The following is a 761-nucleotide window of genomic DNA, read 5'->3' on the forward strand; positions in this document are numbered from 1 at the left end:
ACGCTTGTTGAATGCCGTTGGTTTGAAAGCGAGCGATATTACAAAGCGCCCGATTTAAGCACTGGAGAACTTCGTGATTATAGCGAAGAAGAATTTAAGCAGCTCCAGTGCATGATGCCCGATATCCAAGGGGCAGCTTTCAATAAAAAGGTTGTAAGACGTGCTTTTTTAGGGAGAAAGTTGCTTGAATCCCCCGATCAACCTTTAGTTCCAGCTGGTCAATTGGGTTGGGAGTGTATAACGGGGTATTTTGACAAGATAGAACGGCAATTTTATGGGGTTGTGCGCCCGACAAAAGATCCACAACGGTGGGCGAATAAATATTTCAGTCAAGTGATGTATATCCTTAATAGCCAATCCAAAGGGGGGCTTATTGTCGAGGAAGGGGCGTTTAAGGACATCAGGCAGGCTATGCAAGATTGGGCGCGGGCTGATGCGTTGCTAGTTGCTGAAGATGGCGCTCTTGCAGAAGGCAAGATACAACCAAAGCCTGTAGCACAGTTTCCAGAGGGCTTTTTCCAGCTGTTTAATGAAGCTAAGGAAGCAATTAATCAGGTGACGGGTTTATCGCCCGAATTCATTGGCACAAGAGAAGTGACACAAGCGGGTATTTTGGAGGCACAACGACGCCAATCCAGTTTAAATCTGCTTGCTTGTCTGTTTGATGGCTTACGTTTATATCGCAAGCGGCAAGGTAAGATTATTTTGCACCTTATACAGAATTACTTGTCCGATGGGCGTTTGGTACGGATATCTGGTGA

At 45.7% G+C, this 761-nt stretch carries 1 pseudogene; it reads left to right on the plus strand.

Going from position 1 to position 761, the window contains the following annotated elements:
* Positions 1–761: pseudogene (locus ACFINI_RS10070) on the plus strand (phage portal protein); the annotation flags it as partial.

It is taken from the genome of Bartonella sp. AA56HLJMS (assembly GCF_042197145.1).
Classification (GTDB): Bacteria; Pseudomonadota; Alphaproteobacteria; order Rhizobiales; family Rhizobiaceae; genus Bartonella.